Annotated in this window: 6 protein-coding genes and 1 pseudogene; all 7 read right to left on the bottom strand. The window is 70.4% G+C overall.

From position 1 onward, the window contains the following. Positions 1 to 48 precede the first annotated feature (48 nt). A complete protein-coding gene (locus tag CA236_RS18280; protein WP_125946691.1) occupies positions 49 to 765 on the bottom strand; it encodes an outer membrane beta-barrel protein in 717 nt (238 codons plus the stop codon). A 110-nt stretch (positions 766 to 875) separates the two neighbouring features. Next, positions 876 to 1,379 carry a DUF2793 domain-containing protein gene (locus tag CA236_RS18285; protein WP_046406538.1) on the bottom strand — a complete coding sequence of 168 codons (504 nt, stop codon included), beginning with the start codon at positions 1,377 to 1,379 and terminating at the stop codon, positions 876 to 878. Then, the gene (locus tag CA236_RS18290; RefSeq protein ID WP_125946692.1) at positions 1,376 to 3,514 is read right to left on the bottom strand and encodes a phage tail protein; all 2,139 of its coding nucleotides are present in this window, start codon (positions 3,512 to 3,514) and stop codon (positions 1,376 to 1,378) included. Before CA236_RS18290 ends, CA236_RS18285 begins: the two co-directional genes overlap by 4 nt. Next, entirely contained in the window at positions 3,514 to 3,909 is a 396-nt protein-coding gene (locus CA236_RS18295) for a hypothetical protein (protein WP_046406541.1), read from the bottom strand. Before CA236_RS18295 ends, CA236_RS18290 begins: the two co-directional genes overlap by 1 nt. After that, positions 3,906 to 4,721 carry a DUF2163 domain-containing protein gene (locus CA236_RS18300; RefSeq protein WP_125946693.1) on the bottom strand — a complete coding sequence of 272 codons (816 nt, stop codon included), beginning with the start codon at positions 4,719 to 4,721 and terminating at the stop codon, positions 3,906 to 3,908. The genes CA236_RS18295 and CA236_RS18300 overlap by 4 nt, the downstream gene beginning before the upstream one ends. Next, positions 4,718 to 7,000, bottom strand: coding sequence for a DUF2460 domain-containing protein (locus CA236_RS18305; RefSeq protein WP_125946694.1), 2,283 nt, complete (start codon positions 6,998 to 7,000; stop codon positions 4,718 to 4,720). The genes CA236_RS18300 and CA236_RS18305 overlap by 4 nt, the downstream gene beginning before the upstream one ends. A gap of 1 nt (position 7,001) precedes the next feature. Further along, a pseudogene (locus CA236_RS18310) lies at positions 7,002 to 7,309 on the bottom strand (tail tape measure protein); the annotation flags it as partial.

Below are 7,309 nucleotides of genomic sequence, written 5' to 3' on the forward strand. Positions count from 1 at the left end.
GAGCTTCATGGTCAACGGCCTGCTCGATTTCGGCGACGACGACAGCATTCAGGGCTTCATCGGCGGCGGTGCAACCGGCTCGCCGAAGTTGTAGGTCAGACCGCCCAGGATGCTGTGCGACCGGAAACGACCGTCAAAGCCACGGTTCGCCACGTCGACCAGCTTCACGTTGCTGGCGTTGAAGAAGCGATACTTCAGCGTTGCATCGAGGTTGTCGGTCAGCGGTGCGCGAACGCCCGCGATGCCCTGCCATGCGAACACGGTGTCGGAGTCATCGAGGAAGCTGCCACGCTGGTTCAGCGCGATACGCGACTTGACTCGCGCCACGCCGACACCGCCGCCGATGAAGCCCTGAATGCTGTCGTCGTCGCCGAAATCGAGCAGGCCGTTGACCATGAAGCTCAGCGCCGAGGTACGGCCGCCAGCATAGTCATAGGTGCCCGGAGCCGCGATACCCGGCCCAGCGGCGCCGAGAACCGGCGTACCGACGGTCGACGAATAGCCGTCAACCACAGCCGACTTGTAGGCGACTTCGGCTTCCAAGCGGAAGCTGCCAAAGTCGTAACCGGTCACGCCACCGACGTCATAGCCGTACTTGCTATCGACGGTGCCGGTGCCGCTGGTGGCGGCGGTGATGTCGTACTCGATGTCCTCGACGATCATCCCACCGAACTCGGCGCCTACGTACCACGCGTTGTCGCGGGCAAGTGCAGGCGAGGCGAGTGCGGTAGAAGCGAATGCCAGAACTACGGCAAGCTTCCGCATAATATTCCCCTTTCCATGGTGTCACTACGGACAGCGCTAACTCAGTAAAGAAGGGATAGTTTCCACGCAAGACGACAAAAAGAAGCGACTGTTGCGGGTTTGCCACACCCTCAGCGGGCGATCAAACCGTGCGCCCGAAGCGCCTCCAGAACAAGGGAAAGCGTGGCCCGGGCGGCGGAATCGACGTTAGTTCCGTTGGTTGCGTCGGCGATGGCGGGCTGTTGCGTCGTGAGCACGCGGGTTCCGCCGACGAAAACACCGGTTGTGTGCACTGCCCCGGCCACCCATTCACCGTTTCCAAAGCGCGCGATCACCCCGCCCTCGCGGCACGCCACCGCCATGCCGTCGCGCGGGCCAACGAAGCGCCAGCCGCCCGCCGTCCATCCCGCCAGCGCCAGCGCCTGTCCCGCCCAGTCGCCGACAGGTTCCGCCCCGACGATCCAGCATTGCCCGTCCACCGGCGCGCTCGGCGGCACATCGACCCCGATCGCCTCGACGCAGGCGTGAAGGGCAAGATCGATCAGCGCCAGCGCTTCATTGTGGTCGAGTTCCTTCTGCGCCTGTCCGGCATGCAGCAGCGGCAGCGCCCAGCGCGCCGTGGTGTTCACCATCATTCATCATCTCCCAGGGTCAGCGTTGCGGGCGAGGATGCGCCGAGGCTGCCGATCTGCCGCACCGCGGCCCGCAGCGGCGCGCCGTTCAGCGCGCTCAGCGGCACCGTCACGTACGGAACCGCCGTCACGACAATGTGGCTGGCGATCGCAGTGGTGACGGTAACCTCATAGGCCTCGCGCTCTTCGCCAAGCGGCACGTCGACATGGTCGCGCCACCACCAATCGACGCGGCTGCGGCGGCGCCAGCGCAGGGCGAGCGCCCCCTCGCGGATGTCCGCCGACAGATGCACCGGCGCCAGCGGAAGGCTCGCAGCGCCGGTCAGCCGCACCGCGGCCTCCACACCTTGCTCATCCCCGACCCCCCGCGCCATGACGCGCACGGTTCCACCGGCGCCCGTGAGAGGAAGGATCCGCAGCATCGCTTCCCGCTCCAGGATCACGAAGCGATCCCCGGGTGCCAGCAAGGCCGGCGTCGTCCCGAACCGTCCGCGCCACAGATCGGAGAGCCGCCAGCGACCCGCCCCGACCTGCTCGACGCTTCCGAATTGCAGCAACTCGTCACCGACCAGCGCCAGGTTCCCGCCGCGATCCAGCCCTGCCGCGTCCATACTCGTCAGCATCATGCCGTCATGCGCCAACGATACCTCGATCACGGTGCGGCGATCGACCAGCGTGGCGGGCGCGGCCGATGCTGCGGCCACGATCGTGCCGATGGTTCCGGCGGCCGGCGTTGCCCCCGCCGCCGTCCAGCTCGCGCCATCGTCGATGCTGTGATGGATCATCGCGCGTCGCCAATGCGGCGTGCTGCCCGCCGCGACGACGGCGATCGTCGGACCGGCGCCCTCCCCCATCATGGCGGGCAGTTCCGCGACGTGCACGATCGTCTGCCCCGCCGGCACATCCACCTGGCGAAGCACCCGCCCCGACGCGGCCGGCAGCGCAACCACCGGCGGCGGCAAGGCCACCAGCTCGATCGTCACGGCAAATCGCTCGATCTCCGCCGATCGCACACGCCACGCCCCCGCCTCGCCGGACAGCGACACCACGCTTCCCGGCAACACGTCGACCGCCGCGATGTCCGTGACGATCCGCCGCGTGGCGCGCGCGCTGGAGGTGCGCGCCAGCATCGTCTCTGCCACCGCCCGCGCGCGCTCCGCCGGCAGCGCCGCGGCGAGATCGATCGACATCGCCGGCCCAAGTGCGCCGGGACGAGCCGCGCGTTGTACGCCGGCCTGCCAATCGCGTGCCGGGTCATAATGGCTGACCGTCATGGCGTGCGGCGCGCGCGCGGGCGGCGCGATCCGCCGCTGCCCCGCTCCCGCCGCCAGCATCCGCGTCGGCGCGGGGTCACCGCGCATCGCCACCCGGTCACCGATCGGAACAAACCAGGCACCCGCGACCTCGGCCAGCGTCTCGATCACCGACCGGACACTGTCGCCATAGGCGGAAAAGCCATCGATCGGCAGCATCGCCGCCTCGTCACCCGGCATGCTCGCGATCACCGCGGGCGCCAGTGCCTGCGCGATCGTAGCGGCGGGCACCGGTTCATCATCGGCAATCACCTCGAACGTCAGCGACGGGATGCGATTGCCGAACGCCTCCAGCGGCAAATCCTCGAATACGGCATAAGCGATGCCGCGATGGGCCGGCGCATTTTCGCCACCCTCGGCGCTCGCGATCAGCGGGTCGGCCGCCTGATCCTCGCTACCCAGGTGCAGGCGGAATTGCACCGGCACTTTCCAGTCCCCCGCCGCTCCGCGCAACAGGTTGCCATCGGCCCAGATCCGCCCCACGCCGCGGATCGCTCGCGCCGACAATGCCACGGCAACGCTCGCCGAATAGGAGTAGCGCGTCATCGCCGGCTGTCCCTTGCTCCCGCCCTGCCGCTCGCGCCGCTCCACCAGGTCGGTCGCCCAGATCACGTGGCCCGCGACGCGCATCCGCCCGAACAGGCGCGGGATCGGTTGGCCATAGCGCGACGTCTGCACCGCCAGATCGTTGAGGCGCGGCCCATGTCGCCCCTTGGGCCGGAACAGCACATTGCGGTCCACCGCCTGGCCCAGCATGCCGCCCAGCGCCGCCCCGATCGGCCCGCCGGCAAGCCCGCCGACAGTCGTCAGCACCAAAGTCGCCATCAACCTTCCCCCAATTGCCACGCCGTCTCGATCGGCCAGGGTGGCGCGCCCGGTCGCGCCACCACCCGGCCCAGCCCGACATCGGCATGGATGATCCCCTCCTGCGTGCGCACCGCCAGATGCAGGTGCATCGCGGCCACCCGGCACAACAGGATGTCGCCGGCTTGCCCGCCCCCCGCCGGCGCGAGGCCCTGCCAGCAATCGGCGTAGCCCTGCGCATTGCCACAACGGATCGCATAGCCCTCCGGCATCGGGCCGATGTGCCCCGCGCCCCGCAGCGCTGCGGCCACCACGCCGACGCAGTCCAGCCCGATCGCCGGATCACGACCATGCAGCCGAAAGGGTACGCCGATCAGCGCCCGCGCCGCCGCCGCGACGCGCTCTCCCCGGGTCATGCGCCGGGGTAGCGCGTCAACAGGTCCATGCCGGGCAGGTACGGCTCCCCGCGAAAGTTCACGATATTGCCGAACCGCGCCACGCACGTCGCAACCGTCTTGTCGCACCCCTCGCGCAGCAGCACCAACAGACCCGGCGCCGCCCCAACCGCCGCTTCGGCGGACAATGTCACATTTTCGTCGTCCGATTGCAGGATCGCCTGCTCCAGCCCGCACGCGGCGCCGCCGATCCAGCGCAACGTGCCCCCGCCATAAGCATCGGCCACCGGTTCGCGCTGATCGAGCATCACGCTCGCCCCCTCGACCGCGCGCACCCGCGCGAACCGCCGCCGCCCGGCCATCGCCACCCGGCATCGGCGATCGCCCAGGCTGGCGCGGCACGTCGCGCTCGTCTCCTCCGCCACCGCGCGGTCGAGCGCAGCGGCCGGCCCGTGAAGCTCGACCCGAAACGCGCCCCCGCCGGCCGCATCGACCTCCAATTCTACCGCGCCGATCGTTCCGCTGTTCAGCACCAGCGGCGCCCCGCCGCGCGCCCAGTCGACGATCGCCACCGTGATCCGCGCTGCGTCCCAGCGGCCGGCGATCAGGTCATCCGCCGCGATCGCCGCGCTGCTCAGCGCCCCCTCCGTCTCGCTGGTCGCGGCATCAAGCCCATCGCTGCGCCGGATCGCCGCCGGGATCATGCCGGGCGCCGCGTGATAGCGCCGTCCCTCTATGACGAGGTCGCGGTCGTGATCGGTCAGCCCGATCGTCACGCCGTCGCGCCGCTCCAGCGTCCACAGCATGGCAAGGGTGGTCAGCCTATCGCTCATGCCTCATGCACCTCGATCAGCGGCACGGCCGGCGCCGCCCCCGCCAGGAACGTCGCGCGCGTCACGCTCAACCGGTCGTCGGCAAAGCGCACCGGCACGTCGAAGGCGAAGCTCGCCCGCACCGTGACCCCCGCCGCGGGCGCCTCGTCCAGCATCACCACCCCGCCCGGCTCGACCGTGAAGCCCTGCGTCTCCACCCCGTCGAGCAGCACCCGCACCGATCCCGCTACCGGCCGGGTAATACGCCGCGCGGGAGCATCGCCCGCCTCGCCGTAGTGCTTCACCAACACAAAGCCGCGCGTCACCCCGTCGCCCCTGCCGATCACCACCTCTGACGCCGCGAAATCGAACGGATCGCGCAACCGGAATCCCCGCGCCGGCCCGACCCGCGCGCGGAAGAAATCGAGCAGCGCCGCGATATCCGCTTCGCTGCGCACCCCCGGCCCCACGTCATAGCGAGTGCGCGCCCCCGCCCAGCTCGCATTGCGGCTTTCCCGCCCACCCGCGCTCGTCACCACCGCCGTCGAGAACTCCGGCGTCACCTCCGCCTCCGCGCCAAGCGCCAGCGGAAACAGCACATCGTCAAAGTCCTGCACCCCGTCCTCCCCGTGTCGCGCGCCCGGCGCATCCCAATGAACGAAGCCGTCGCGCATCACCTGCGGCAGCGCCCAGACATGCACGCCGCGCACGCCCCGCCCGCGCGCGACTGCGGCCGCCGCCTCGATCGGCGCCCATTGCGCCTTGTCCTCAGGCCACAGCACGAAGCCGGCGAGATAATCCTGCCGCGCCGCCGGATAGCCGAGCCGCGCGCTCGCCAGCGCCACCCCCTCGCGGGTCGAGGCGACATCGCCCGCCGTTACCCAGTCATAATCCTCCAGCTGAAGCACATCGAACGCCGGGCTCGCCCAGCCGATCGGCAGGTTCATCCGCTTCGCCTCTGGCGCCGCGCGGTCCAGCACGGTCGGCAGATAGGCCAGCAGATGCGTCTCGCACCCGGGATGCGCCGCCGCCACGGCCGCGCACAGCGCCGCGGTGGAGCCGGCCAGCACCGCCCCCGCCTGGTCCAGCGTGTCGCATTGCGCCACCGTCAGCGATGCGCGCACGCTGGCGATCGCCACCGGCGCGAACAGCGCCAGCGCGGCTTCATCATACAGGCACGGCCGCCCGTCCGCCCGCACCCACCACCATGGCTCCCCCACCTGGAACCGCGGCGGCAGCCCCGCCTCCACCCCGATCGCGACAAAGGCGCAGGCAATCCGCTGCAGATACGCCATCGCCGCCGCATGGGCCGGCGACAGCAGGGTCGACGGCGGCTCCCACCCGGTCAGCGCCGGGGCGCCATCGGCGTCACGTTGCTTCCAGTCCGCCGGGCAATGCGCATCGAACAATTCGTATGACAGCGACCAGATCACGTCCTGGCCAAGCGCCGCCGCCGCTTGCGCAAAGGATCGGTGCCACGCCGCGCACGGCGCATTCACCCCGCCGGTCACCATCATGTCGGCGTCGAGCCGAAAATAATGGCTCATCCCGACATAATGGATGATCGCACCGCGATAGCCGAGGTGGAGCACATTGCGCAGCAGCCGCGCCGGCGTCAGGTGATAGCTGTCGTCATAGCCGCTCGCGATGCGCAGCCCATGCTCGGGCAGCACCGCATCGCCGATCCCGATCACCGATCCCGCGCCCTCGCAACGGATTGCGCTCAGTTCCGCCCAGCCCTCGGCCGGCGCGTCCAGCATCGCGTCGCTCGCGTCATAGCCCGGCGCGACGAGCGAGATGAACAGCCGGTCGACATCCCCCGCCCATACCGGATCGGCATCGGTCGGCAGGTCGAACCCGCCGGTCAGGTCGGCAAAGTCGATCGCGACGACCGCATCCTCCGGCGTTCCGACGGCATAGTTCCACAGCCGCACATACCAGGCACGCGCCACGCCCGCCGCATCGCGCCCCTCGATCGTCAGCACCGGGCCGTGGATCGCGTCCAGCGGCCGTACCCCGCCCGATCGCCAGCGGAACGACAATCGGCATGCGCGAAAATCGCGCTCGGTATCATAGGCCAGCAAAGGGTGATCGTGGCGATCCTCCGCCTCCCAGATCAGCCCCGCCAGATCGTCACGCCGGTAAAAGGCGCAATCGACCCGCAGCGCGTCGGGCGCGGTCGTCGTCACCGCCGCCATCATCGGCCGCGGGAAGTTGATCGTCCAGAATGTCGGGTCGAACCGCGTGATCACGTCCGCGGCATGATGCGGCCGCCGCTCGGCCACCAGGCAATGCGCCATGTCAGTCCTCCAGATCCGCCAGCGCGGCCTTCACCGCACGCGCCACCTGCCGGCTCGATCGTGCCAGCGCGGCCGGCGCCGCCTCGGGCGCGGCGTTGATCGCGATGCTCACCCGCACGTCGCGCCCGCCCCCGCCGGCTGGCCCGGGCGTCGGCAGCACCGATCCCGCCGCGGTCGGCACGAACAATTCCGGCCCCCGCTCGCCGACCCAGAAGGGCCGCCCGGGCGACACCGGCCCGCCCGTCGCCCGTCCCGGCGCGCCCAGCGCGGCAAGCAGCACGCTCGCCAGCCCGCCGCCCGGCGCACCCC

The sequence above is a fragment of the Sphingomonas sp. ABOLG genome (assembly GCF_003950435.1).
GTDB classification, from domain to species: domain Bacteria; phylum Pseudomonadota; class Alphaproteobacteria; order Sphingomonadales; family Sphingomonadaceae; genus Sphingomonas; species Sphingomonas panaciterrae.

Excerpts from the sequence above, each read along its gene's own strand:
- CA236_RS18285 (WP_046406538.1), bottom strand. The coding sequence starts at position 1,379 with ATGATGGTGAACACCACGGCGCGCTGGGCGCTGCCGCTGCTGCATGCC.
- CA236_RS18300 (WP_125946693.1), bottom strand. The coding sequence starts at position 4,721 with ATGAGCGATAGGCTGACCACCCTTGCCATGCTGTGGACGCTGGAGCGG.
- CA236_RS18290 (WP_125946692.1), bottom strand. The coding sequence starts at position 3,514 with ATGGCGACTTTGGTGCTGACGACTGTCGGCGGGCTTGCCGGCGGGCCG.
- CA236_RS18305 (WP_125946694.1), bottom strand. The coding sequence starts at position 7,000 with ATGGCGCATTGCCTGGTGGCCGAGCGGCGGCCGCATCATGCCGCGGAC.
- CA236_RS18280 (WP_125946691.1), bottom strand. The coding sequence starts at position 765 with ATGCGGAAGCTTGCCGTAGTTCTGGCATTCGCTTCTACCGCACTCGCC.
- CA236_RS18295 (WP_046406541.1), bottom strand. The coding sequence starts at position 3,909 with ATGACCCGGGGAGAGCGCGTCGCGGCGGCGGCGCGGGCGCTGATCGGC.